The organism is Mesorhizobium amorphae CCNWGS0123, from assembly GCF_001686985.1.
Taxonomy (GTDB): domain Bacteria; phylum Pseudomonadota; class Alphaproteobacteria; order Rhizobiales; family Rhizobiaceae; genus Mesorhizobium; species Mesorhizobium amorphae.
In genome coordinates this window covers 60,001-84,724 of sequence record NZ_CP015318.1, presented here as the reverse complement: position 1 = coordinate 84,724, position 24,724 = coordinate 60,001, and the positions used below count along the sequence as shown (strand labels likewise).

The window sequence follows — 24,724 nt, the reverse complement described above, 5'->3', positions numbered from 1 at the left end:
ACCGGCCTTCCCTTGCGATTTTTTGCCGCCCGAGGTTCCCATGTCCGCAACGATTTCGCCGCTCGCGCCGAAGAAATATCCCAAAATGCCTGCGATCGAGGGCGTGCGCATCTCCACTGCCGAGGCCGGGATAAAATACAAGAACCGCACCGACTTGCTGGCCATGGTGTTCGACGCCGGCACCACCGTCGCCGGCGTGTTCACCAAGTCGAAATGCCCGTCGGCGCCGGTCGATTTCTGCCGGCAGAACCTTGGCGCCGGCAAGGCGCGCGTACTGGTCGTCAACTCCGGCAATGCTAATGCCTTCACCGGCCAGAAGGGCCGTGCCTCTACCGCATTGACCGGCGAGGCGGCGGCCAAGGCGGCCGGATGCACGCCAGGCGAAGTGTTCCTCGCCTCCACCGGCGTCATTGGCGAGCCGCTCGATACGACCAAATTCAGCCATCTGCTCGCCGGGCTGGTCAAGGACGGCAAGCCGGACCTGTGGACCGAGGCGGCCAAGGCCATCATGACCACGGATACCTATCCGAAAGTGGCGACGGCGACCGTGAAGCTCGGCGACGCCGATGTCACCATCAACGGCATTTCCAAGGGCGCCGGCATGATCGCGCCCGACATGGCGACGATGCTCTCCTTCATCGCCACCGACGCGCCGATCGCGGCGCCCGTCTTGCAGGATCTGTTGTCGCGCGGCACGGCCAAGACCTTCAACGCGGTCACCGTCGACAGCGACACCTCGACCAGCGACACGCTACTCTTCTTCGCCACAGGTGCTGCCGCCAGGCGTGGCGCGCCCGCGATCAGCGATCCCAAGGATGCCCGCCTCGGCGCTTTCCGCCGTGCGCTGGGCAAGGTGCTGAAATCGCTGGCGCTGCAGGTGGTGCGCGACGGCGAAGGCGCCCGCAAGCAGGTCGAAGTCACAGTCACCGGCGCGAAATCGGCGCGCTCGGCCAAGCGCATCGCGCTTTCGATCGCCAATTCGCCGCTGGTCAAGACGGCAGTTGCCGGCGAGGACGCCAATTGGGGCCGTGTCGTCATGGCCGTCGGCAAGGCCGGCGAGCCGGCCGACCGCGACCGTCTGTCGATCTGGTTCGGCGACAACAGGCTGGCGCATGAAGGCGAGCGCGATCCTGCCTATTCCGAGGAGGCGACGTCGGCCTACATGAAGCGCGACGACATCCGCATCCGTGCCGATATCGGCATCGGCCGGGGCAAGGCGACGGTGTGGACCTGCGACCTCACCAAGGAATATGTCGCCATCAATGGCGACTATCGGAGCTGACGGCCTTGGTTTCCAGACATCCGGCAAGCGTGCTCGCCATCGTGCGTCGCTACGAGGCGGCCGGGTTTCGCGCCTGGCCGGCGGCGGCCGTCCATTATGACGGCACCTGGGTGGTGCGGCTGACGGCCGGCCATCCGGCCAAGCGGCTGAACTCGGTCAATCCGCTTGACCCCGGCGATATCCAGCACATCGCCGATCGCATCGGCCGCGCCAGCCGGCGTTTCGACGCCTATGGCAGGCCGCTGACCTTCCGCATATCGCCGCTGTCGGGTCCGGACCTGTCCAGGCACCTCGACAGCGAAGGCTGGAGCAGTTTCGACGAATCGCTGGTGATGCGCCTGCCGCTGGCGGACGCGCAACTCGCGCCCGCCATGGATCAGATCCCGTTGAAGGACATCAGCCGCTTCATCGGCGCGTCGCTCAAGGTGAGCGGTTCAGACGTGTCGCTGCGGCCCGGCCTGTCGGAGATCATCGGCGCCATCCAGCCCGAGGCCGGTCTGTTCGCGCTCGAAGAGGGAAACGAGCCGCTGGCGACGCTGATCTGCGTCCATGACGGCGATCTCGCCGGTCTGTTCGAGGTCGCCACGGACAAGGCGGCGCGCAACAAGGGCCACGGCCGCAACCTTATCCTGTCGGCGCTGAAATGGGCGCGGCTGCGCGGCGCGCGGGAGGCCTGGCTGCAGGTCGAGGCCGGCAATGCGCCGGCGCTGGCGCTCTACCGTTCGCTGGGCTTCGAGGAAGTCTACCGCTATCACTATCGCCGGCCGGCCGGCGCATGAACGACGTCAAACCAGCTGGCAGGCGTCTGCTTCTCGTCGCGGCCTGCGCCCTGGTCGATACCGACGGGCGCGTGCTTCTGGCGAAGCGCCCCGAAGGCAAGCAACTTGCCGGCCTGTGGGAATTCCCAGGCGGCAAGGTCGAACCCGGCGAGACGCCGGAGGAGTGCCTGATCCGCGAACTGCATGAAGAGATCGGCATCGAGACCGAGATCCCGTGCCTGGCGCCGCTCACCTTCGCCAGCCATTCCTATGATGATTTTCACCTCTTGATGCCGCTGTTCATCTGCCGCCGCTTTCGCGGTATCGCGCAGCCGAAGGAGGGCCAGACGCTGAAATGGGTGCGGCCGCGCCAGATGCGCGACTATCCAATGCCACCCGCCGATGCGCCGCTGATCCAGTTCCTTATCGACCTGTTGTGATCGCCATCGTTTTAGTCAGCGTTAATAGAAGATTTATCCCGGTGTGAAAAATTGTGGCAGGGCCGGACTTCGGCCAACATGCTTGGGAGCGACAGCATGAGCCTCGAGAAAGACTGGGACTCGATCCGGCCCGACCGCGGCTTCCGCGCCGCCGATGCCGGCATGGGCATATTGCGCATCACGCTTTTGTTCGGCTCGGCCGCGGTGGCGCTGGCCCTGATCGCGACACCGTTTCTCGACAGCCGGTCGCAATCGGCCCGGGACAGTTTCGGCGGCCTCGACGCAATGAGCACGGGTTCGATCGGCCATCGCGACACCTATACGCTGCGCCGCAGCGTGCTGCAGCCAATGCCGAGTTCGGTCTGCATCATCCGCAACGACGGCACGCGCAGCGGCGACTGCTGACTTGGTTAATGCTTTCCACGGAACCGGCCTGTTTCACCGCCTGTTAAGCCTTTGCCGTTAACCTTTCTTAACGGGTCGGCGCTAAGGTCCTGGCAAGAGGGATCGATGACCATGACAACGCTGCTGCAACGATTTTTGAAAGATGAGACAGGCGCCACGGCCATCGAGTATGGCCTGATCGTCGCTGTGCTGTCGCTCGCCATCGTCGGCGGCGTCGGCCAGGCAGCCAACGCACTCAAGTGGCTGTTCAGCGACACCAACAGCCAGCTTGCGAACGCCTTCGCCCAGCACTGATTGCGTCGTCCGGCGATCAACGCCGGTCGGGATTTTCCAGTATCGTCTTCAGTGAGACCGTGGCCGAGCCGCGCTTCAACGGCTTCTGCTGTGAGGCATCGGGCGCCCAGCCCGACATCCAGACAATCGAAAAACTCGCCCTGACGCGACCGTCGGCGTCGGAGAACCGTTCCGCGTAGATTTCGGCGGCACGGGCAAAGAGCTTTCGCGTGCCGGGCCGCCTGCTGCGATCGACGAGCGCGCTGGTCTCGCCCATGGCCCTGAGATCGGCGACGAGGTCGAACAGGGTGTCGTAGCGTACCGTCACCGTCTCGACATCGGCGACCGGCAGCGCGAGGCCGGCGCGTTGCAGGAGCGCGCCGGCATCGCGGACATCGGTGAACGGAATGACGCGCGGGCTGGCGCCGCCATATAGTTCGGTCTCGGCGGCAAGCAGGCTCTCGCGCAACTCCGAAAGCGTGCCGGCACCGGCAAAGGCGCCGAGAAAGAGACCGTCGGGCCGGAGCGCGCGGCGGATCTGCACCAGCATGCCGGGAATGTCGTTCATCGCCTGCAGCGACAGGAGAGACACGACGAGGTCGAGGCTCTCCGGTTCGAACGGCACGGCTTCCAGCGGCGCCACCAATCCCTGCCGGCCTGCCAGGAAGGCCGGGTCGGCTTCCAGGAAGGCCGGGTCGGCTTCTACCCGCACGATTTCCGTCACCTTGCCGCTTTCGGCGAGCACGTCCGCTGCCGCCGGCGTCTGGCAAAACAGCGTCGCCGCCCTGGCGAATTTGCGCTCGACGGCGCCGAGCCGGTCGGCAAGGTCCTCAGCCGCGCGCCGCATCAGAAAATCGGCGCCGCCGACGGGGCGGGCCAAGGCGCGACGCTTGTGCGCCAGCCACAAAGGCGTATCGATCAGGGGCAGCAACGGACGGGTTCCTGTTTTCCGCTCTCCGAAAGAGTGGTTCTATGGTGGCGGAGAACCAACCACGTGGCCGATCCGATGCCGAAGATCAAGACCGTTGCGATCAGGAGCGCTGCGCTAAAGGCCCTGGCCTTGCCGGCGCGCATCCTGTTTCCACCGGTCTGCGCCGGCTGCCGCCGCCATGTCTCGCAACCCGGCGTGCTGTGCGGCGCCTGCTGGCCCAAGCTCAGGCTGCTGGAACGACCGTGGTGCGCCGTCATGGGCACGCCGTTCACCCATGACATGGGCGAAGGGTTCCTTTCCGCCGAGGCGATCGCCGATCCGCCGCCTTTCGAGCGTGCTCGGGCGGCGGTCGTCTATTCGGGTGTCGCCCGCCAGATGGTGCAGGGGCTGAAATACCAGGACCGCACCGACCTGGCGCCGTGGATGGCGCGCTGGATGCTGCGCGCCGGCGCCGAGCTGATCGCCGAGGCCGACGTGGTCGTGCCGGTGCCGTTGCACTGGCGGCGCTTCTTCCGGCGGCAATTCAACCAGTCGGCGGAACTGGCAAGGGCCGTCGCGGATCTCAGCGGCCTGCCGTTCTCACCCTCCGCGATCCGGCGCGTGAAGCTGACCCGCCAGCAGGTCGGGCTGGAGCGGCAGGAGCGCGAGGAGAATGTTCGAGCGGCCTTCCGCGTGCCCACCGAGGTGCAAATCGAGATCGCCGGTCGCCGGGTGCTGCTGATCGACGATGTCTACACCACCGGCGCCACGGTTCGCGCTGTGGCCAAGGCGCTGAAGCGGGGCGGCGCCGGAGCGGTCGACGTGCTGACCTTTGCGCGGGTGCTGCCGGGGGACTTTCGGGCCGACGAGTCCGCGACTATATAGATTGGAATTGTTGTTTTTGTGAATGCCATTGTCCCAGAAGCGCTGCGCGCTTCCGGGTGACATGCATAGGCAGGATTTCTGACCGATGGTCGATGTGACGATCTATACGCGCATGATGTGCGGCTATTGCACGGCGGCCAAGCGGCTGCTCGAGCGCAAGGGCGTCGCCTACAAGGAGCACGACGCCTCCTTCTCGCCGGAACTGCGCCAGGAAATGATTTCCCGGGCGCGTGGCCGATCGACCTTTCCGCAGATTTTCATCGGCGATACGCATGTCGGTGGGTCCGACGACCTCCACGAGCTGGAGGCCGAGGGCCGTCTGGACAGGCTGCTTGCCAACGGCTCGACCACATAAGGACATGACCATGGGTGTTTTCAAGGCAGCGGCAATCCAGATGCGTTCAGGCGAGAGCCTGGAGCGCAACGCGATCGATCTGGTGCGGCTGGTGCGCGAGGCGGCAGGCCAGGGTGCGACCTACATCCAGACCCCGGAAATGACTGGTGCGCTGATCCGCGACAAGGACGCACGCGCTGCTTCCTTCACCTCCGAGGACAAGGATGTCGTCGTCTCGACCGCGCGCAGGCTGGCGAGCGAACTCGGCATCTTCCTGCATATCGGTTCGACCGCCATCCTGCGTGCCGACGGCAAGCTCGCCAACCGGGCGCTGCTGCTCGGACCGGATGGCGCCACGCTTGCCACCTACGACAAGATCCACATGTTCGACGTCGACCTCGACAATGGCGAGAGCTGGCGCGAATCCGCCGCCTACGAGCCCGGTACCGAGGCGGTCGTCACCGAGATCGACGGCGCGAAGCTTGGCTTTGCCGTCTGCTATGATTTGCGCTTTCCGCAACTGTTCCGCGCCGAGGCGCTGGCCGGCGCCGACCTGTTGAGCGTTCCCGCCGCCTTCACGCGCCAGACCGGCGAGGCGCACTGGCATGTGCTGCTCAGGGCCCGCGCCATCGAGAACGGCGCCTATGTCGTCGCCGCGGCGCAGGGCGGATTGCACGAGGACGGTCGCGAGACCTATGGCCATTCGCTGATCGTCGACCCGTGGGGCCGCATCATCGCGGAAGCCGCGCATGACGAGCCGGCGGTGATCGTCGCCGAGATCGATCCGGCGCAGTCGCTTGCGGCGCGCAGGAAGATCCCCAATCTGAAGAACGCTCGGGATTTTGCCGTCAATGCCGGCTCGGGCGAGGCGCCGCGTCTCAGGGGTGCGGCTTCTTGATCCGATTCTCCCTGATCTGCGAGCACGAACACGAATTCGAGGCGTGGTTCCGCAGCAACGACGATTTCGACCGCCAAAAGAAGCGTGGCTTCGTCGATTGCCCGAGCTGCGGCTCACACAAGGTCGAGAAGGCGCTGATGGCGCCGGCGGTGTCGACAGGGCGCAAGCAGGAAAAGATCGCGCTGGCCATGGGCGAGGCGCAGAAGCAGGCGCTGGCGCAGCTGAAGGCGATGGCCGAGAAGGTGCGCGAGAACGCCGACTATGTCGGCGACAAGTTCGCCGAGGAAGCGCGCAAGATCCATTTCGGCGAAACCGATCCGCGCGGCATCTATGGCGAGGCGACGGTCGACGAAGCCAGGAGCCTGGCCGAGGACGGCGTCGAGTTCATGCCGATTCCGAGTTTTCCCGACGATCGCAACTGAGCGTCTAGCTCAAGCTGCCGATCAATTTGCCGAGCAGGTGGGCGAGCGTCTCCCGCTCCGGTCCAGACAGGCCGGCGAGGATTTCGTGCTCGTTGTCGACGTGGGCGGTCAGGGCCTCGTCGATCAACGCCAGGCCTTTGCCGGTCAGTTGCACCACAATCCCGCGCCGGTCGCTGGGATGCGGCGCGCGCAGGATCAAACCGGCCTTTTCCAGCCGATCGAGCCGGTTGGTCATTGCACCAGACGTGACCATGGTCGCTTCGTAGAGCTCGGTCGGCGTCAGCGCGTAAGGCTGGCCGGACCGGCGCAGCGTCGCCAGCACGTCGAATTCGCCGGATTGCAATCCGAAGCGGGCAAACAGCGGGGCGAGGCGCTCGCGCGCGATCAGCGAAGAGGCTTCGTTCAAACGTCCGATCACGGCCATCGGCGAGACGTCCAGATCCGGCCGTTCCCGCTTCCATTGCTCGATCGCCCTTGCGGCGCGGTCCATCTATCTCACCATTAGATATCTTGACGTTAAGAATCTTTGTATTATCTTATCTCAAGATATGATGCGGGCCAAGCATCGCGATGAATGACGGGACAATCCAATGAAACTTCTCTGGGATTCGGCGCTCGGCCTGCTGGTCGTCACCGGCGGCCTGCTCGGTCTGACGCTGCCGTTCGGCAAGCTCGCCACGGCGGCCGGCGTGCCGGCCATGGTCTGGGCCTTCGTCATTTCGCTCGGCGCCGGCGGCGTGCTCCTCCTCGCCTTGCTGCTGCGCGGGCAGGGGGTGAAGCTGACGGCGCACAGGCTGCGCTATTTCTTCATCACCGCGGCGGTGTCCTATGCCTTCCCCAATCTGTTGATGTTTTCGGCCATTCCGCATCTCGGCGCCGGCTACACCGGCATCATGTTCACGCTGTCACCTGTTATGACGCTGGTGTTCTCGATCCTGCTCGGTGTCAGGCGACCCAACATGCTTGGTGTCGCCGGCATTGCCGTCGGCTTCGTCGGCGCGGTGATGGTCGCCGTGACGCGCGGCGAGGCTGGCCAGCCGGCCGAGTTCTTCTGGGTGGCGGTCGGGCTGCTCATCCCGGTCAGCCTTGCCGCCGGCAACATCTACCGCACCGTCGACTGGCCCGAAGGCACCGGTCCGATCGAGCTCGCTGTCGGCAGCCATCTGGCCTCGGCCACGCTGCTGCTTGCCGGGATTCTCGCCCTGTTCGGCGTCAAGGCCTTCGCCCCGCTTGGCGGCGTGTCGCTGGTGGCCGCCGGCCAAATGGCGTCGGCCTCGGCGATGTTTGTCTTCTTCTTCCGACTGCAGGCGGTCGGCGGCCCGGTCTATCTCAGCCAGATCGGCTATGTGGCGGCGGCGGTCGGCCTGTTTGCCGGAACGATCTTCCTCGGCGAACACTACCAGCTGCTGACCTGGGCCGGTGCGGTCATCATCACCGCCGGCGTCTTCATCACCACCAAGGCGCAGAGCCAGACCAGCCCGAAGGCGCAAAGTCAGCCGGCGTGAGCCGGTTCAGACCGAGCCCTTTTCCGCCAGCACCATGTAGTTGACGTCCATGTCCTTCGATCGCTGCCAGCGGTCGGCGAGTGGATGGTAGACGACGCCGGTGCGGTCGATGACGCTCATGCCGGCGGTGCCAAGTGCCTTTTCCAGCTCTTCCGGGCGAACCAGCTTGCCGAACTGGTGGGTGCCGCGCGGCAGCCAGCGCAGCACGTATTCGGCGCCGATGATGGCAAGGCCGAGCGCCTTCAGCGTGCGGTTGATGGTGGCCACGAACATGATGCCGCCCGGCTTGACCATCTGGCCGCATTTGGCCACGAACAGGTCGATATCGGCGACATGCTCCACCACTTCCATGTTGAGGATGACGTCGAATGTCTCGCCGGCGTCGGCCAGGTCCTCGGCGGTCGTGGCGCGGTAGTCGACGCTGACGCCGACCTCGGCCGCGTGCAATTTCGCAACTTCGATGTTGGTGGCGGAAGCATCGGCGCCGACCACTTCGGCGCCGAGCCGCGCCATCGGCTCGCACAGAAGTCCGCCGCCGCAGCCTATGTCGAGGAAGCGCAGGCCTTCGAAGGGCCTCGCCGCACGCGGGTCGCGGCCGAAGCGCGCCGCCACCTGGTCGCGGATGTAGGAAAGCCGCACCGGGTTGAATTTATGCAGCGGACGGAACTTGCCGTTCGGGTTCCACCATTCGGCGGCAAGTGCCGAGAAGCGTTCCACTTCTCCGGCATCGATCGTCGATCGTCGGGGCTCTGGCATAGGGCGGGTCTCCTCGGACGCTAGGAAGTCGGGTGCCGGGCAGAGAAAGTCAAGGCGGCATTTTCGCGGTTCGAGGTTCCTGTTTGTCTTACCGCAGGGCAGGCCGATGAAAAAGCTGTCAGGAGGACTGCCATTGCGGCCAGGCCGTTCTTTCCCCCGTCGCTTGCGAAGCTTTGCTGTTTTGGCTAAGGAGGCCGCGCATTCAGCGGCCGGCATAAGCCGGGCGCTTCTTTCCGCATTCGGCCACAGGCCGGCTTCAGTCAAAGGCATTTCGCTTCCATGGCGCGCATCGTGATGAAATTCGGCGGAACCTCCGTCGCCGACATCGCCCGCATCCGCAATGTGGCGCGTCACGTCAAACGCGAGGTCGACGCCGGCCATGAGGTCGCGGTCGTGGTTTCGGCGATGGCCGGCAAGACCAATGAGCTTGTCGGCTGGACGCGCGAAGCCTCGCCGATGCATGACGCGCGCGAATATGACGCTGTCGTCGCTTCCGGCGAACAGGTGACCGCCGGCCTGTTGGCGATCACGCTGCAGAACATGGGCGTGCATGCCCGCTCCTGGCAGGGCTGGCAGATCCCGATCAAGACCGACAATGCGCATGGCGCGGCGCGCATTTTGGACATCGACGGCGCGTTCCTGGTCAAGCGCTTCGGCGAGGGCCAGGTGGCGGTGGTCGCCGGTTTCCAGGGCATCGGGCCCGACAACCGCATCGCCACGCTCGGCCGTGGCGGCTCCGACACAAGCGCCGTCGCCATCGCGGCGGCGGTGAAGGCCGACCGCTGCGACATCTACACCGATGTCGATGGCGTCTACACGACCGATCCGCGCATCGAGCCGAAGGCGCGCCGGCTGGCCAAGATTTCCTTTGAGGAAATGCTCGAAATGGCCTCGCTCGGCGCCAAGGTGCTGCAGGTGCGCTCGGTCGAGCTTGCCATGGTGCACAGGGTGCGTACCTTCGTGCGGTCGTCCTTCGACGATCCCGACGCGCCCGGAATGGGGGATTTGCTCAATCCGCCCGGAACGCTTATTTGCGACGAGGAAGAGATCGTGGAACAGCAGGTCGTCACCGGAATTGCCTACGCCAAGGACGAGGCGCAGATTTCGCTGCGCCGCGTCGGCGACCGCCCCGGCGTTGCCGCCGGTATTTTCGGGCCGCTGGCCGAGGCCAACATCAATGTCGACATGATCGTCCAGAACATTTCCGAGGACGGCAAGTTCACCGATATGACCTTCACCGTGCCGTCCGGCGACGTCGACAAGGCGCTTGCCGTGCTGGAGCGCCTGAAGGCGACGATCGGCTACGACGTCGTGCAGTCGGAAGCCGGCATGTCGAAGGTCTCGGTCATCGGCATCGGCATGCGCAGCCATGCCGGCGTCGCCGCCACTGCCTTCAAGGCGCTGGCCGACAAGGCGATCAATATTCGGGCCATCACCACCTCCGAGATCAAGATTTCGATACTGATCGACGGTCCGTATACCGAACTTGCGGTTCGCACTTTGCATTCCGTCTACGGTCTGGATAAGCAATAGCAAGACTGAATCAGTTGTTGCGTGAGTGCCGGGCACAGCTGAAACTGCGCCGGCAAGGACTCTATTGGAGAAGAAGCCGCGATGCGTGATACGGCCAGTGGCCCGCGCGTTCTGCTGAAACGGCTCCGCGAGCTCATGCAAGAGCCGCTGGAGCCGCAGGAGCGGCTCGACCGGATCGTGCGCGACATCGCCTCCAACATGGTCGCCGAAGTCTGCTCGCTCTATGTGCTGCGCGCCGATTCGGTGCTCGAGCTCTACGCCACCGAGGGTCTGAACCCGAACGCCGTCCATCTGGCGCAGCTCAGGCTCGGGCAAGGCCTGGTCGGCACCATCGCGGCCAGCGCGCGGCCGCTCAACCTCTCCAACGCGCAGGAACATCCGGCCTTCGCCTACCTGCCGGAGACCGGGGAGGAGATCTACAATTCCTTCCTCGGCGTGCCGGTGCTGCGGGCAGGGCGCACGCTCGGCGTTCTCGTGGTGCAGAACAAGACCATGCGTCACTACCGCGACGACGAGGTCGAGGCGCTGGAAACCACGGCGATGGTGATCGCCGAGATGATCGCCACGGGCGACCTCGCCCGGCTCACCCGGCCGGGACTCGAACTCGACCTGCGCCGTCCGGTCAGCTTCACCGGCCTTTCCTTCAACGAAGGCGTCGGGCTCGGCCACGTCGTGCTGCACGAGCCGCGCATCGTCGTCACCAATCTGTTCAACGAGGATAGCGAGGAGGAAGTGCGCCGGCTGCAGGCCTCGCTCGGCTCGCTCAGGCTCTCCATCGACGACATGCTGGAGCGCCGCGAGGTCGCCTTCGAGGGCGAGCATCGCGAGGTGCTCGAAGCCTATCGCATGTTCGCCAACGACAGCGGCTGGGTGCGCCGGCTGGAAGAGGCGATCCGCAATGGCCTGACGGCGGAAGCGGCTGTCGAAAAGGTGCAGAGCGACATGCGCGCCCGCATGCTGCACATGACCGACCCTTATCTGCGCGAGCGGATGAGCGATTTCGACGACCTCGCCAACCGGCTGCTGCGACAGCTGATGGGGCGCGGACCGGAGGATGTCGCGGCTTCGCTGCCGAAGGACGCCATCATCGTCGCCCGCTCGATGGGGGCTGCCGAACTGCTCGATTATCCCCGCGACAAGCTGCGCGGCGTGGTGCTGGAAGATGGTGCCGCGACCAGCCATGTCGTCATCGTGGCGCGCGCCATGGGCATCCCGGTCGCCGGCCAGATGAAGGGCGCCGTTTCCATGGCGGAAAACGGCGACGCCATCATCGTCGACGGCGAGGAAGGCATTATCCACCTGCGGCCACAGCCAGACCTCGAAGCCGCCTATGCCGAAAAGGTCCGCTTCCGGGCGCGCCGGCAGGAAGTCTACCGGGAACTGCGCAAGAAGCCGTCGATGACCAAGGACGGCGTCCAGGTCGATTTGCTGATGAATGCCGGCTTGGCGGTCGACTTGCCGCAGCTCGCCGAGGCGGGCGCGGCCGGCATTGGCCTGTTCCGCACCGAACTGCAGTTCATGGTCGCCTCGACCTTCCCGCGCGCCGAGGCGCAGGAGCGGCTCTATCGCGACGTGCTCGACGCGGCGCGCGGCAAGCCGGTGACCTTCCGCACCATCGATATCGGTGGCGACAAGGTGCTGCCCTACTTCAAGGGCGCGATCCAGGAAGAGAACCCGGCGCTCGGCTGGCGGGCGATCCGGCTGACGCTCGACCGTCCCGGCCTGCTCAGGACGCAGATCCGCGCCCTGCTGAAGGCGTCCGGCGGACGCGAACTGAAGCTGATGCTGCCGATGGTGACGGAACTCGGCGAGATCTCGCAGGCGCGCGAGATCATCGACCGCGAGGTGCGGCATCTGTCACGCTTCGCCCATCACCTGCCGACCAGCCTCAAGCTCGGCGCCATGCTGGAAGTGCCGTCGCTGCTGTTCCAGCTCGACGAGCTGATGAAGGCGGTCGACTTCGTCTCGGTCGGCTCCAACGATCTGTTCCAGTTCGTCATGGCGGTCGATCGCGGCAACACGCAATTGTCCGACCGCTTCGACACGCTGTCGACGCCGTTCCTGCGGGTGCTGAAGCAGATCGCCGACGCCGGTGCGCGCAACCACACGCCGGTGACGCTCTGCGGCGAACTGGCCGGCAAACCCATATCCGCGATGGCGCTGATCGGCCTCGGCTACCGCTCGATCTCGATGTCGCCGGCCTCGATCGGCCCGGTCAAGGCGATGCTGACCGAACTGCCGCTGGACGAGCTGCAGGCCTTCTTCGACGACAATCTCATGGCGCCCGCTCACGGCCTGCCGATGCGGGCGTTGCTGCAGGCCTTTGCCGACGACCGCTCTATCCCGCTATAGCATCCGCCATGATCAACCTGCCCCGCGACCGTATGGATCAAGTCGTCAAGCGTTTCGACATGCTCGAAGCGCAGATGTCGGCCGGGCCGGCGGCGGATGCCTATGTCCGCATGGCGTCCGAATATGCCGACATCCAGGAGATGGTGGCCAGGATCAGGGCGCTACGCGCGGCCGAGCACGAACAGGCCGACCTGGAGGCGATGCTCGCCGACAAGGGCACCGACGCCGAGATGCGGGCATTGGCAGAGGCCGACCTGCCCGAGGTCAAGGAGCGCATCGAGGCGCTGCAGAAGGACATCCAGATCCTGCTTTTGCCCAAGGACGCCGCCGACGAGAAGAACGCCATCCTCGAAATCCGCGCCGGCACCGGCGGCGACGAGGCAGCGCTGTTCGCCGGCGACCTGTTTCGCATGTACGAGCGCTACGCGGCATCGCGCGGCTGGCGTTTCGAAGTGGCCTCGGCCAGCGACGGCGAGGTCGGCGGCTACAAGGAAATCATCGCCACCGTGTCGGGCAAGGGCGTGTTCGCGCATCTGAAATTCGAGTCCGGCGTACACCGCGTGCAGCGCGTGCCGGCGACCGAGGCCGGCGGGCGCATCCACACTTCGGCGGCAACCGTTGCCGTGCTGCCGGAAGCCGAAGAGGTCGATATCGAGATTCGCGCCGAAGACATCCGCATCGACACGATGCGCGCCTCGGGCTCCGGCGGCCAGCACGTCAACACCACCGATTCGGCGGTGCGCATCACCCATCTGCCGACCGGCATCATGGTGGTGCAGGCGGAAAAGTCGCAGCACCAGAACCGGGCGCGCGCCATGCAGATCCTGCGGGCCAGGCTTTACGATCTCGAACGCGGCAAGGCGGACGAGGAACGCTCCGAATCACGCAAGTCGCAAGTCGGCTCTGGTGACAGGTCGGAACGCATCCGCACCTACAATTTCCCGCAAGGGCGTCTCACCGACCATCGCATCAACCTGACGCTCTACAAGCTCGAGCGGGTGATGATGGGCGAGCTTGACGAGGTCATCGACGCGCTGATCGCCGATCACCAGTCGAAGCTGCTCGCCGATATGGGCGTCGATGGCTGACAGTTTGCCCGGGACGCTCGGGCCGCTGCTGCGGGCGGCGCGCGACCGTCTTGCCGCCGCCGGCATGGCCGACCCGGCGCTGGACGCCAGGCTGATCGTCGAGCATTTTTCGGGCACGACCCGCACCCAGGCCATCGCCGAATCCCAGCTAGTCGTCGAGGCGAATACAATGGCCGCAATCGATACTGCTCTGAACCGGCGTGCCGCGGGCGAACCGGTGCATCGCATCCTCGGTTACCGCGAGTTCTACGGCCTGCGCTTCGAGCTTTCGCCGGACACGCTGGAGCCGCGGCCGGACACGGAAACGCTGGTCGAGGCGGTTCTGCCCTTTGTCAGGGCGACGGTGGTTCGGCAGGGCGAATGCCGCATTCTCGATCTCGGCACCGGTACCGGCGCCATCGCGCTGGCATTGCTCAGCGCCGTTCCCGGTGCGGTCGCCACCGGCGTCGACCTCTCGGAAGAGGCCCTGGCAACCGCCAGGCGCAATGCCCAGAAGTTGGGATTTGCCGGCCGGTTCGAGACGCTGCAGTCCGACTGGTTCGCAAAAGTTTCGGGCCGGTACCATGTAATTGCCGCAAACCCGCCCTATATACCAAGCCAAGACATTGGAAATCTGCAGGACGAGGTCCGCGATTTCGATCCGCATCTGGCCCTGGATGGTGGCGCGGACGGTCTTGGCCCCTACAGGATCATCGCCGCGGAGGCGGCAAGGTTTCTGGAAGTTCAAGGCAGGGTTGCGGTCGAGATCGGTCACACGCAACGCAATGCGGTTACGGCGATGTTCGCGACAGCCGGCTACAGTCTGGCCGGGGCGTTTCGTGACCTTGGTGGAAACGACAGGGTTCTGGTGTTTGAACGGACAAAGCCCTGATGCAGTGCAAAAAGGGCTTGGCAATGCCGGGGAATGCGGCTAGGGTCGCCTTAACCGGATGAGACGAAGCAGGCAGTGCTCTTAGCGATTCGGTTTTCCTTGGAAATAGCTGCCTTCTTGCGCAAACGACGCCCAAGCTTCGTGCGGGAATCGTCCGGCAAGTGATGTAACCGGAACAGGATGGCACGTGGCGCCAACGCAATTGATGCGGGCGAACGCCGGTGAAGAAACGAAACGGCTGGCTGCATGAGCGCCTCCGTTCGTGAAGAGTTTTCGAAAATTTCACACTGAAGAGAGTCGAATGAGGCCACAACAGCAGAACAGGCGCATGCGCGGTCGCAACAACAATGGCGGCGGCGGTGGCAATAATAATAACAACAACAACCGCAAGGGTCCCAATCCCCTGACGCGCAACTACGAGAGCAACGGCCCGGATGTGAAGATCCGCGGATCGGCTCAGCAGATCGCCGAGAAATACGCCACACTCGCCCGTGACGCGCAAAGCTCCGGCGACCGGGTGATGGCGGAGAACTATCTCCAGCACGCCGAACACTACAATCGCATCATTGCCGCCGCCCAGGCACAGATGCCGATCCAGAACGTCCAGCAGAACCGCGACGACTTCGACGACGACGGCGACGAAGATCGCGACGAGTTCGACAATGCCGGCAACAGCGGCAGCAATGTCAGCGACAATCAGGCGGCAAGCCACGGCGCCGGCCCACAGCCAGTGATCGAGGGCACGCCGGCCGAAGTGGCTTTCAACCAGGAAAGCGGCCGCGACAATCGCAACAACCGCGACAACAACGGTCGCGACAATGGCGGGCGCCACCGCGACCGCCGCCCCAATGGCGGCTATGGCCAGAATGGCCAGCGCGGCGACCATAATTCGCGCGGCGAACAGGGCGGCCAGCGCTTCGACCAGAACCGGTCCAGCGAGACGCCGGTGCAGGCGGAAGGCGTGTCCCAGGCCGAAACGAGCTTCGTGCCCCAGGCCGAAACTGGTTTCGTGCCCCAGGCTGAACCTACTTTCACCGCGTCGGCAGAGCCGACTTTTTCGGCCGAGACCGCGCCGTTGTTCGACAATTTTTCGCCGGCCGGTCTTGCCGCTCAGGCGGAGCGCAACGAAGCCGCCGCCGACAGTGGCGCACGCCGTCCGCGGCGCCCGCGCCGTCCGCGCACAACTGCCGACCAGGCGGACAATCAGACCGATGGCGGCAGCGACAATGCCGGTGGCGATGAGGTGAATGCCGCGCCGGCCGAAGGTAACACCAACGACCCGGTCATCGTCGACGTCGACAACTGATCGAATCCAGCTCGAACAGGGCTTTCAGGCCATTGAACGGCGGAGAGAAATCTCCGCCGTTTTTGTTTACACGCCCGTGGAATAATATGCGTTCCCAGTCATCTGGACGTCTTGAGTGCCCATTGCCCCTGCACCATATCTCGCCTGAACAGGATCCGGCTCGAAGGAGCGGCTCCGTCACCGCAATCTGATCCGGTGCCGCAAAGCGGGCCGGTGATGGAAGGAGACAGATATGAACCTTGAGAAATACTCAGAGCGCGTGCGTGGTTTCATCCAGTCCGCGCAGACTATGGCGCTCTCGCGCAATCACCAGCAATTCACCCCCGAACATATGCTGAAAGTGCTCGTCGATGACGATGAGGGCTTGGCCGCGTCGCTGATCGAGCGCGCCGGCGGCAATGTCCGCGATGTCAAGCTCGGCGTCGAATCGGCGCTCGATGCAATGCCCAAGGTGGAAGGCGGCAATGGCCAGCTCTATCTGGCGCAGCCTTTGGCCAAGGTGTTCTCGACCGCCGAAGATCTGGCCAAGAAGGCCGGCGACAGCTTCGTCACGGTCGAGCGGCTGCTGCAGGCGCTGGCCATGGAGAAGTCGGCCAAGAGCGCCGAGATTCTGAGCAAGGCGGGCGTCACCGCGCAGGCGCTGAACCAGGTCATCAACGAGGTCCGCAAAGGCCGCACAGCCGATTCGGCGAGCGCCGAGCAGGGCTACGATGCGCTGAAGAAGTACGCGCGCGACCTGACGGCCGATGCCCGCGCCGGCAAGCTCGATCCGGTCATCGGCCGCGACGACGAGATCAGGCGCACCATCCAGGTGCTGTCGCGCCGAACCAAGAACAATCCGGTGCTGATCGGCGAGCCCGGCGTCGGCAAGACGGCGATCGCCGAAGGGCTGGCGCTGCGCATCGTCAATGGCGACGTGCCGGAATCGCTGAAGGACAAGCAATTGATGGCGCTCGACATGGGCGCGCTGATTGCCGGCGCCAAGTATCGCGGCGAGTTCGAGGAGCGGCTGAAGGCTGTGCTCAACGAGGTGACCGCTGCCGCCGGCGGCATCATCCTGTTCATCGACGAGATGCACACGCTGGTCGGTGCCGGCAAGGCCGACGGGGCGATGGATGCGTCGAACCTGCTGAAGCCGGCGCTGGCGCGTGGCGAACTGCACTGCGTCGGCGCGACCACGCTCGACGAGTACCGCAAGCATGTCGAGAAGGACGCCGCCCTTGCCCGCCGTTTCCAACCGGTGTTCGTCAACGAGCCGACGGTCGAGGACACCGTCTCGATCCTGCGCGGCCTGAAGGAGAAATACGAGCAGCACCACAAGGTGCGCATCTCCGATTCGGCGCTGGTTGCCGCGGCGACGCTGTCGAACCGCTACATCGCCGACCGCTTCCTGCCGGACAAGGCGATCGATCTTGTCGACGAGGCCGCGTCGCGATTGAGGATGCAGGTCGATTCCAAGCCCGAGGCGCTGGACGAGGTCGACCGCCGCATCATGCAGCTCAAGATCGAGCGCGAAGCGCTCAAGGTCGAGAAGGACGATGCGTCCAAGGACCGGCTCGCCCGTCTCGAAAAAGAGCTCGCCGAGCTGGAAGAGGAATCGACCGGGCTGACCTCGAAGTGGCAGGCCGAGAAACAGAAACTCGGGCTGGCCGCCGATCTCAAGAAGCAGCTCGACGAGGCGCGCAACGAACTGGCCATCGCCCAGCGCAAGGGCGAGTTCCAGCGCGCCGGCGAGCTTGCCTATGGCCGCATCCCCGAGCTGGAAAAGAAGCTGAAGGAGGCTGAGGCGCAGGACGGCAAGGTCGGCATGGTCGAAGAGGTGGTCACCCCTGATCACGTCGCCCATATCGTGTCGCGCTGGACCGGCATTCCGGTCGACAAGATGCTGGAAGGCGAGCGCGACAAGCTGCTGCGCATGGAAGACGAGATCGGCAAGCGTGTCGTCGGCCAGGGCGAGGCGGTGCAGGCCGTGTCGAAAGCCGTGCGCCGGGCTCGCGCGGGCCTGCAGGACCCGAACCGGCCGATCGGCTCGTTCATGTTCCTCGGTCCGACCGGCGTCGGCAAGACCGAGCTGACCAAGGCGCTGGCGAACTTCCTGTTCGACGACGAGAGCGCCATGGTGCGCATCGACATGTCGGAGTTCATGGAAAAGCATTCGGTCGCCCGGCTGATCGGCGCACCTCCCGGCTATGTCGGCTATGAGGAAGGCGGCGCGCTGACAGAAGCGGTGCGGCGCCGGCCCTATCAGGTCGTGCTGTTCGATGAGATCGAGAAGGCGCATCCGGACGTGTTCAACGTGCTGTTGCAGGTGCTCGACGACGGGCGGCTCACCGACGGGCAGGGCCGCACGGTCGATTTCCGCAACACGCTGATCATCATGACGTCGAACCTCGGCGCCGAATATCTGGTCAGCCTCGGCGAGGATCAGGATGTCGATGCCGTGCGCGACGAGGTGATGGGCGTCGTCAGGGCGTCGTTCCGGCCGGAATTCCTCAACCGCGTCGACGAAGTGATCCTGTTCCACCGGCTGCGTCGGCAGGATATGGGCCGCATCGTCGAGATCCAGCTCAAGCGGCTGGAGAACCTGCTCGTCGATCGCAAGATCACGCTGGCGCTGGACCAGGAGGCGATCGACTGGCTGGCGGCCAAGGGTTACGACCCGGCCTATGGCGCGCGGCCGCTGAAGCGGGTGATGCAGAAGGAACTGCAGGACCCGCTGGCGGAAAGGATCTTGCTCGGCGAGATCCTCGACGGCTCGACGGTCAAGGTCACCGCCGGTTCCGATCGGTTGAATTTTCGATCGAAGCCTACGGTCGTCGCGACCGAGGCGGCGGCCTGAGCCGTTTTGCCTTACCCGGAGCGGCGAAGCGTGCTTGGCCGCTCTTTCCTGTTTGAAACAATGAGGCACGGATGACGCTGGACGACTACAACGGCTTCTGCGCCTCGCTGCCGCAGACGACCCATGTCGTCCAGTGGGGCGGCGCCCATGTCTGGAAGGTCGGCGGCAAGGTCTTTGCGATCGGCGGCTGGAACGATGGCGGGCAGCTTTTCGTCACCTTCAAATGCTCTGAAATCGCCTATGACGTGCTGAAGGAGCAGCCGGGCCTTCGGCCGGCGCCCTACCTCGCCTCGCGCGGCATGAAATGGATCCAGCGTCAGACAAGCCAGAGCATGGATGATGCCGCGCTGAAGGACTATGTCGGCGAGAGCCATCGCCTCGTCGTCCTCAAGCTGACGAAACAGGCACGCAAGGAACTTGGCCTGCCTCTTTCCCCTCGACCATGATCTTTTCCGAAAACCGGATTCCACTTTTTGCTGCGCTGACCTTCGGCTCGGGATCATGGTTTAGCCGCCGGAAATCCGCCATCTTCATGCCCGGTTCATATTGGAACCTTAAGCTTGGTAAATGGTTTGCTGGCGAAGGGGTTCGCCGTAAAGGGACTGTGCCGGGCGGCGGCAATTACGGACCGGAGAGTTTGGCTACAATGCTGCGCACCATCTTCTGCCTTTCGGCACTCGCCGCCGGACTGGTGTCTTCCGGCGTGTTCGCCGCGCCGGGTGAGGAAGGAGCACGAACCCGCGCCGCCAATTCCGGCGGGATCCTTCTCGCCCAGGACGGCAATCTCGACGTCTATTACGACGCCAGGGGCAACCGCGTCATCGTCGATGCCGATACCGGCAAGGTCATCGCCATCCAGCCGCCGCAGACCAGGCTCGACCGCCGTGCGCTGCGCCGCCAGTTGCGGATGCAGCAGCTCGGGCGCGCGCCGGTCGAGGACGAGGACCGCTACTATCTCGACGATCCCGAGGACATGGCCCGCTTTCGCCGCAAGCAGCTGGAAGAGGAAGGCACGGTCATCCCGCCGCCGGTCGACGAAAACGATCCCTATGGCGACAATTCGGATCAGGTCTTTCCGGACGCGCCCCGGGACGAGGGGACCTACGGCAACACTTATCCGGACGAGCCCCAGCCTGATCAACCGGACGGCATCAAGCGCCAGCCGCTCGACGAGGCTTCGATAGATCCGCTCCAGCCGGCGGCACCGGGCGACGAGGCAGCGCTGCCGCCGAAGGTTGACGGCAAGACAGTCGTCGATCCGTCGCTTTCGCTCGGCACACGTCAGGATGTGGCGGCCTTGCAGGTCCTGCTCGATCGTGCCGGCGCCTCGCCCGGCGTCATCGACGGGCGATTCGGCTCCAATGTCGATAAGGCTGTAGCCGCCTACAACGAGATCACCGGCAGCAATCTCAAGTCGACCGATGCGGTCGGCATCCAGGCAGCGCTCGCGCAATCCGGCGGCGATGCCTTCGCAAACTACACGATCACGGCCGAGGACGCGGCCGGTCCCTATGTCGCCTCGATACCGGAAGACTACAGCCAGAAGGCGCAGCTCGACCGCATGGGCTACACTTCGGTGACCGAAGCGCTGGCGGAGCGCTTCCACATGGACGAGAATTATTTCAAGGCGCTCAATCCGGAGGCCAACTTCAACCGCCCCGGCACCATTATCAAGGTTGCCAATTTCGGCAGGCTGGTGTCGACCCCGGTTGCCCGCATCGTTGCCGACAAGGGCAAGAAAGAAGTGTTTGCCTATGACGCTGGAGGCAAGCTGGTGGCGGCCTATCCGGCCACGATCGGTTCTTCGGACACGCCGTCACCCTCCGGCATCCACACGGTATCGCGGGTCGCGCTCGACCCCAACTACACCTACAATCCGAGCATCAATTTCAAGCAGGGGCAGAACGACAAGATCCTGACCATCCCGCCAGGCCCGAACGGCCCGGTCGGCTCGGTGTGGATCGCGCTGGACAAGCCGACCTACGGCATCCACGGCACGCCCGATCCGTCGAAGATAGGCAAGACCGAGAGCCATGGCTGTGTGCGCCTGACCAACTGGGACGCGCGTGAACTGGCCAAGCTGGTGTCGCCGGGGGTTACCGTCGAGTTCGTCGGCGGGTCCTCAGCCGATGATGTTGCGCAGCAGTGAGCTGCGTGGCGCGGTGGTGTAGGACGGCGAATCGCCAGCAGAATGCGCCGTGCCGCTGCTGATCGCCACTTCGACGTTCAGGGCTTACTGTCACGATCCGCTATCAAGCGTCACATTGCAAAGCAGGTGGCACAATGACCGCGAAATATGCTCTTGCCGGCCTGCTTTTGATGCTTGGCCAATCCGCAAATGCGCAGTCGGACGACGAGATGGCGGCATGCGTCGATCGCACAAACGGTGTTTCGGAAGAAATGCTGGACTGCGGGAAGGTTGAAATCGACAAGTGGGATGCCAGGTTGAATGCCGCCTATCAGACGCTGCTGCATCGCGAAAGCGGTGCAAGACGCGCAAGGCTGCAAGCGGAACAGAAAGCCTGGCTTCGCCATCACCTGAAGGAAACCCACCGCCTTACCGTCGATCCGGACACCGGATCCGGAGCCTTCATGGTCTCGCAAGGTTTCGAGTTGGACGACATCACCAAGCGCACGCTCGCCCTGGAGCGACGCGTTCGCGACGGCCATGGATGACGAAGCCCGCCTCGCCATACGGCCAGTGCAATCTGGTTTCAAGAACAGCGATCCTGTGGCTCGTTGTTGCCAGTGCGTCGGACGGCTAAGCAGGCATCCATGCCAAGCACGAATGAAGCGACCGCTGATTCTGTATCGACCGCGCCGCGCGCGAACGCCACGTTCTGTCCGCAGACGCGGCGCAGGTTCGTGCTGATCGCGGCGATCCTGGCGTCGGCGCTCGGCTTCATCGACGGCTCGATCCTGGCCATCGCCACCCCGGCGATACGCGTCGATCTTGGTGCCAGTCTCGCCGAGGCGCAATGGATTTCCAACGCCTATGCGCTGACGCTTTCGGCGCTGATTCTTGCCGGAGGTGCTGCGGGCGACCGATTCGGCCTCCGGCTCGCCTTCGTCGTCGGCATTGCCCTGTTCATTGCCGCGTCTCTCGCCTGCGCGGTGGCGCCCAATGCCGGCGTGCTGATTGCGTTTCGCGCCCTGCAAGGCATCGGCGCCGCGATCATGGTGCCGGGCAGTCTCGCCATCATCGCCAAGGCCTATCCGAAAAAGGAGCGCGGCCAGGCGATCGGCATCTGGGCGGCGGCCTCGGCACTGACGACGGCGCTTGGCCCGGTGCTGGGCGGGCTGGTGCTGTCGACCTTCGGCGACTGGATCTGGCGGGCGATCTTTGCCATCAACCTGCCGCTCGGACTGCTCTCGATCTATCTTCTCCTGACCAAGGTTCCGGCCGATGAGCCGACGGAAAAGCGAAGCCTCGATCTCGGCGGTGCAGCACTGGCAACGCTGGCCTTCGGATCGCTGGCCTACGGGCTGACCTCGATGAGCGCCGAAGGCAGCGGCCACATGTCTGGTCCAAGCATTGCCGCCGGCGCCGTTCTGCTTGTCGTCTTCATCGCCTTCGAACTGCGGCAGCGCGAGCCAATGATCGATCTCAAACTGTTTCGCATCGGCGCCTTCGCCGGCGCCAATGTCGCGACCTTCTTCCTCTATTTCGCGCTGTCGGCCAATCTGTTCTACCTGCCGATGCTGCTGATCGCCGGCTGGGGGCTGAGCACGGCCGAGGTCGGCTTCATCTTCCTGCCGCTGTCGGCGTCGATCGCGCTGCTGTCGGGGCCGGTCGGCCAGTGGTCCGACCGAATCGGGCCGCGCTTTCCGATCGCCGGCGGCAGTGTGGTCGTTGCCTTCGCCTTTGCCGGGCTTGCGCTGCTCGCCCATGCCGGGATCCACAATTTCTGGACCGGCGTGTTTCCGCTGATGGCGCTGATGGGGCTCGGCATGGCGCTGGTCGTGTCGCCGCTATCGACCGCGATCATGACGGCGGTCGAGGACAAGGACACCGGTGCCGCCTCGGGAATCAACAACGCCGTCTCGCGCATCGGTGGCCTGATCGCGGTGGCGGCGATGGGGTCGCTCGCGGCCTGGGTCTACTCGACGATGTTGGACACCGGCGTCAGGCCGGGCATTCCGGGTTTCGGCGAACCGGCATTGGCAGGGCTGCCGCCCGAACTCGATGCAACCAGGCTCGCCGCCAGCGACGCGGCCTTCGCGGCCGTCGCCTGGGTCACCGCGCTGCTTTGCCTGCTATCGGCGGTCATTGCCTGGATGACTGTTTCGGGACGGGCACTGCCATGGTCGCGCGGCACGGATGATTCGCCGGACTGATTCGGCGCGCAACTGATTCGGAACGCAGGTCTACCCTTCGACCTTGGCGCTGGCGACCTTCAGCGGATTGTTGTCTTCCTGCTTGAGCAGGTCGTCGATGCGCTCGCGTTCACGCTTGAACGCAACCAAGTCATCGCCTTTCAGCACCTTGCCGACCGGCAGGCGGACACGCATCGGGTCGACCTTGGTGCCGTTGACGATCAGCTCGTAATGAAGATGCGGGCCGGTGGCGAGGCCGGTCTGACCGAGAAAGCCGATGGTCTGGCCCTGGCGGACATGGGCGCCCGGCTCCATGCCTTTGGCAAAGGCGCTCTGGTGATTGTAGGACGTCTCGTAGCCATTGGCATGGCGGATGATGATCTGCTTGCCGTAGCCACCGGCCCAGCCGGCCTTCTCGATGACGCCGTTGCCGGCGGCGATGATCGGCGTGCCGATCGGGGCTGCCCAGTCGACGCCGGTATGCATACGGACATAGCCGAGGATCGGGTGGCGGCGCGCGCCGAAGCCGGAGCGGAATTTCCCGGCCGGCAGCGGATTTCGCAACAGGAACTGCTGGGCGCTCGAGCCGTCCTCGTCGAAATAGTCGCTGCTGCCATCCTGCATCTGGAAGCGATAGAAATTGCGCGTCTGCCCACCGAAGGTCGCCGAGACGTAGAGCAGTTGGGATTCGTCGGAAGCCTGGTCGTCGCCGTCCGGTTGCGAAAACAGGACGTCGATACGGTCCGCGGGGCTCAGCCGTGACTGGAAGTCGACGCCGGAAGCCAGCAGCCGCACCAGTTGCTGGGTCAGCTTTTTCGACATGCCGTAGGAATAGGCCGCACGGTAGATGCCGTCATAGACGTTCGGCAGGTTGCCGCGCACCACCACCGGCGGCGAATCGTCGAATGCCGTCAGCAATTCGGGATTGGGCTCTGGCTCCTGCGCCGGCACATACTGGCCGCGATCGTCGAGCGCGATGGTGACGATGTGCTGGGTCCGGTCGTAAACGCTGGTGCGAACCACCTTGGCCGCATCGCCATGGATCTCGAGCCCGACGCGCAGCACGGTTCCGGCCTTCAGCGCCGGCGCGTTCAAGAGCTTGCCGACCGCCTCGGCCATGCCGGTGGCGTCCGGGCCGGTATAGCCCGAATCAGCGAAGGCCTCTGTGATGTCGAGATCCTTGGTGAAGGGGATGATTTCCTCGGCGAATGCCGGCGTCTGATCGTCAGCGACGACCCGCGGCGACACCGAGACATTCTCCGGCACGATCTTGACGTCATAGGACCCGGCCATCGATTCGGCGAAGGCGTCGCCGAACCGCTGCGGGTCGACATAATGCAGCGAGGCCACCTGAATGGCGCCGTCGCTGAGGTCCGTGCCGGCCTCGCGCACGACCTTTTCCACCTCGTCGGCGGAGAGGTCGCTCTTTTCGTCGAAGGATGCCGTCTCGATCGGGAAATCGATCGTCTTCAGGCTCATCTCGCTTTCGACCTTGGCGCCATAGATCTGACCGGCGGCGGCGGCGGTCGCCGGCTGGCCGGCATTGTCGT

24 protein-coding genes (1 of these 24 cut by a window edge) are annotated in these 24,724 nt (G+C 64.8%); 20 read left to right on the top strand and 4 right to left on the bottom strand.

What is annotated here, in order from left to right; genetic code table 11:
* The first annotated feature begins 40 nt into the window (after positions 1-40).
* The 5 genes from argJ (at position 41) to A6B35_RS00335 (ending at position 3,179) form a co-directional block, all read left to right on the top strand.
* Positions 41-1,282: a bifunctional glutamate N-acetyltransferase/amino-acid acetyltransferase ArgJ gene (argJ, locus tag A6B35_RS00355; RefSeq protein ID WP_006199915.1), complete on the top strand. Its 1,242-nt coding sequence runs from the start codon at positions 41-43 to the stop codon at positions 1,280-1,282.
* A 5-nt stretch (positions 1,283-1,287) separates the two neighbouring features.
* Positions 1,288-2,061, top strand: coding sequence for a GNAT family N-acetyltransferase (locus A6B35_RS00350; RefSeq protein ID WP_006199916.1), 774 nt, complete (start codon positions 1,288-1,290; stop codon positions 2,059-2,061).
* Positions 2,058-2,480 (top strand): 8-oxo-dGTP diphosphatase MutT, encoded by a 423-nt coding sequence (mutT, locus tag A6B35_RS00345; protein ID WP_006199918.1) that lies wholly within the window; start codon positions 2,058-2,060, stop codon positions 2,478-2,480. The genes A6B35_RS00350 and mutT overlap by 4 nt, the downstream gene beginning before the upstream one ends.
* 96 nt (positions 2,481-2,576) lie before the next feature.
* Positions 2,577-2,885 carry a hypothetical protein gene (locus tag A6B35_RS00340; protein ID WP_006199919.1) on the top strand — a complete coding sequence of 103 codons (309 nt, stop codon included), beginning with the start codon at positions 2,577-2,579 and terminating at the stop codon, positions 2,883-2,885.
* A 105-nt stretch (positions 2,886-2,990) separates the two neighbouring features.
* Positions 2,991-3,179, top strand: coding sequence for a Flp family type IVb pilin (locus tag A6B35_RS00335; RefSeq protein WP_006199920.1), 189 nt, complete (start codon positions 2,991-2,993; stop codon positions 3,177-3,179).
* A gap of 16 nt (positions 3,180-3,195) precedes the next feature.
* Here A6B35_RS00335 and A6B35_RS00330 read toward each other — a convergent pair whose 3' ends face one another.
* Complete coding sequence (locus tag A6B35_RS00330) at positions 3,196-4,089, bottom strand: methyltransferase domain-containing protein (RefSeq protein WP_006199921.1); 894 nt, start codon at positions 4,087-4,089, stop codon at positions 3,196-3,198.
* Between the two features lie 63 nt (positions 4,090-4,152).
* Between A6B35_RS00330 and A6B35_RS00325 the strand changes: the two genes are divergently transcribed.
* From A6B35_RS00325 to A6B35_RS00310, 4 genes are all read left to right on the top strand, one after another.
* On the top strand, positions 4,153-4,953 hold the full coding sequence (locus A6B35_RS00325) for a ComF family protein (RefSeq protein WP_006199922.1): 801 nt from the start codon (positions 4,153-4,155) through the stop codon (positions 4,951-4,953).
* Between the two features lie 85 nt (positions 4,954-5,038).
* The gene (gene grxC, locus A6B35_RS00320; protein ID WP_006199923.1) at positions 5,039-5,308 is read left to right on the top strand and encodes a glutaredoxin 3; all 270 of its coding nucleotides are present in this window, start codon (positions 5,039-5,041) and stop codon (positions 5,306-5,308) included.
* A gap of 10 nt (positions 5,309-5,318) precedes the next feature.
* Positions 5,319-6,185, top strand: coding sequence for a carbon-nitrogen hydrolase family protein (locus A6B35_RS00315; RefSeq protein ID WP_081482045.1), 867 nt, complete (start codon positions 5,319-5,321; stop codon positions 6,183-6,185).
* On the top strand, positions 6,182-6,607 hold the full coding sequence (locus A6B35_RS00310) for a DUF1178 family protein (RefSeq protein WP_006199925.1): 426 nt from the start codon (positions 6,182-6,184) through the stop codon (positions 6,605-6,607). Before A6B35_RS00315 ends, A6B35_RS00310 begins: the two co-directional genes overlap by 4 nt.
* Positions 6,608-6,611: 4 nt before the next feature.
* On the opposite strand, the gene A6B35_RS00305 is transcribed toward A6B35_RS00310, so the two are convergent.
* On the bottom strand, positions 6,612-7,097 hold the full coding sequence (locus tag A6B35_RS00305; RefSeq protein WP_006199926.1) for a MarR family winged helix-turn-helix transcriptional regulator: 486 nt from the start codon (positions 7,095-7,097) through the stop codon (positions 6,612-6,614).
* Positions 7,098-7,197: 100 nt separating this feature from the next.
* Between A6B35_RS00305 and A6B35_RS00300 the strand changes: the two genes are divergently transcribed.
* Entirely contained in the window at positions 7,198-8,112 is a 915-nt protein-coding gene (locus tag A6B35_RS00300; RefSeq protein ID WP_006199928.1) for a DMT family transporter, read from the top strand.
* Positions 8,113-8,118: 6 nt separating this feature from the next.
* Here A6B35_RS00300 and ubiG read toward each other — a convergent pair whose 3' ends face one another.
* Positions 8,119-8,868, bottom strand: a complete 750-nt coding sequence (gene ubiG, locus A6B35_RS00295; RefSeq protein ID WP_006199929.1) for a bifunctional 2-polyprenyl-6-hydroxyphenol methylase/3-demethylubiquinol 3-O-methyltransferase UbiG — start codon at positions 8,866-8,868, stop codon at positions 8,119-8,121.
* A 279-nt stretch (positions 8,869-9,147) separates the two neighbouring features.
* Here ubiG and A6B35_RS00290 point away from each other — a divergent pair, with 279 nt between their 5' ends.
* From A6B35_RS00290 to A6B35_RS00245, 10 genes are all read left to right on the top strand, one after another.
* Positions 9,148-10,401, top strand: coding sequence for an aspartate kinase (locus A6B35_RS00290; RefSeq protein WP_065518125.1), 1,254 nt, complete (start codon positions 9,148-9,150; stop codon positions 10,399-10,401).
* Between the two features lie 81 nt (positions 10,402-10,482).
* Positions 10,483-12,753: a phosphoenolpyruvate--protein phosphotransferase gene (gene ptsP, locus A6B35_RS00285; RefSeq protein WP_006205704.1), complete on the top strand. Its 2,271-nt coding sequence runs from the start codon at positions 10,483-10,485 to the stop codon at positions 12,751-12,753.
* Positions 12,754-12,761: 8 nt separating this feature from the next.
* On the top strand, positions 12,762-13,841 hold the full coding sequence (gene prfA / locus A6B35_RS00280) for a peptide chain release factor 1 (protein ID WP_006205703.1): 1,080 nt from the start codon (positions 12,762-12,764) through the stop codon (positions 13,839-13,841).
* A complete protein-coding gene (prmC, locus tag A6B35_RS00275) occupies positions 13,834-14,712 on the top strand; it encodes a peptide chain release factor N(5)-glutamine methyltransferase (RefSeq protein WP_006205702.1) in 879 nt (292 codons plus the stop codon). Before prfA ends, prmC begins: the two co-directional genes overlap by 8 nt.
* Before the next feature lie 328 nt (positions 14,713-15,040).
* Positions 15,041-16,018, top strand: coding sequence for a DUF4167 domain-containing protein (locus A6B35_RS00270; RefSeq protein WP_006205701.1), 978 nt, complete (start codon positions 15,041-15,043; stop codon positions 16,016-16,018).
* 232 nt (positions 16,019-16,250) lie between these two features.
* A complete protein-coding gene (clpB, locus tag A6B35_RS00265) occupies positions 16,251-18,857 on the top strand; it encodes an ATP-dependent chaperone ClpB (RefSeq protein ID WP_006205700.1) in 2,607 nt (868 codons plus the stop codon).
* 71 nt (positions 18,858-18,928) lie between these two features.
* Positions 18,929-19,303 carry an MmcQ/YjbR family DNA-binding protein gene (locus A6B35_RS00260; RefSeq protein ID WP_006205699.1) on the top strand — a complete coding sequence of 125 codons (375 nt, stop codon included), beginning with the start codon at positions 18,929-18,931 and terminating at the stop codon, positions 19,301-19,303.
* Positions 19,304-19,503: 200 nt separating this feature from the next.
* The gene (locus A6B35_RS00255) at positions 19,504-21,006 is read left to right on the top strand and encodes a L,D-transpeptidase family protein (protein ID WP_006205698.1); all 1,503 of its coding nucleotides are present in this window, start codon (positions 19,504-19,506) and stop codon (positions 21,004-21,006) included.
* Between the two features lie 209 nt (positions 21,007-21,215).
* A complete protein-coding gene (locus A6B35_RS00250; RefSeq protein WP_244426078.1) occupies positions 21,216-21,533 on the top strand; it encodes a lysozyme inhibitor LprI family protein in 318 nt (105 codons plus the stop codon).
* Between the two features lie 99 nt (positions 21,534-21,632).
* Positions 21,633-23,195 (top strand): MFS transporter, encoded by a 1,563-nt coding sequence (locus A6B35_RS00245; RefSeq protein ID WP_006205696.1) that lies wholly within the window; start codon positions 21,633-21,635, stop codon positions 23,193-23,195.
* 30 nt (positions 23,196-23,225) lie between these two features.
* On the opposite strand, the gene A6B35_RS00240 is transcribed toward A6B35_RS00245, so the two are convergent.
* Positions 23,226-24,724, bottom strand: partial view of a M23 family metallopeptidase gene (locus tag A6B35_RS00240; protein ID WP_006205695.1) — the 3' portion only. 466 nt of this gene lie beyond the right edge of the window; only the last 1,499 of its 1,965 coding nucleotides appear in the window; its start codon lies off the right edge, out of view — the gene reads right to left on this strand; it ends in the stop codon at positions 23,226-23,228.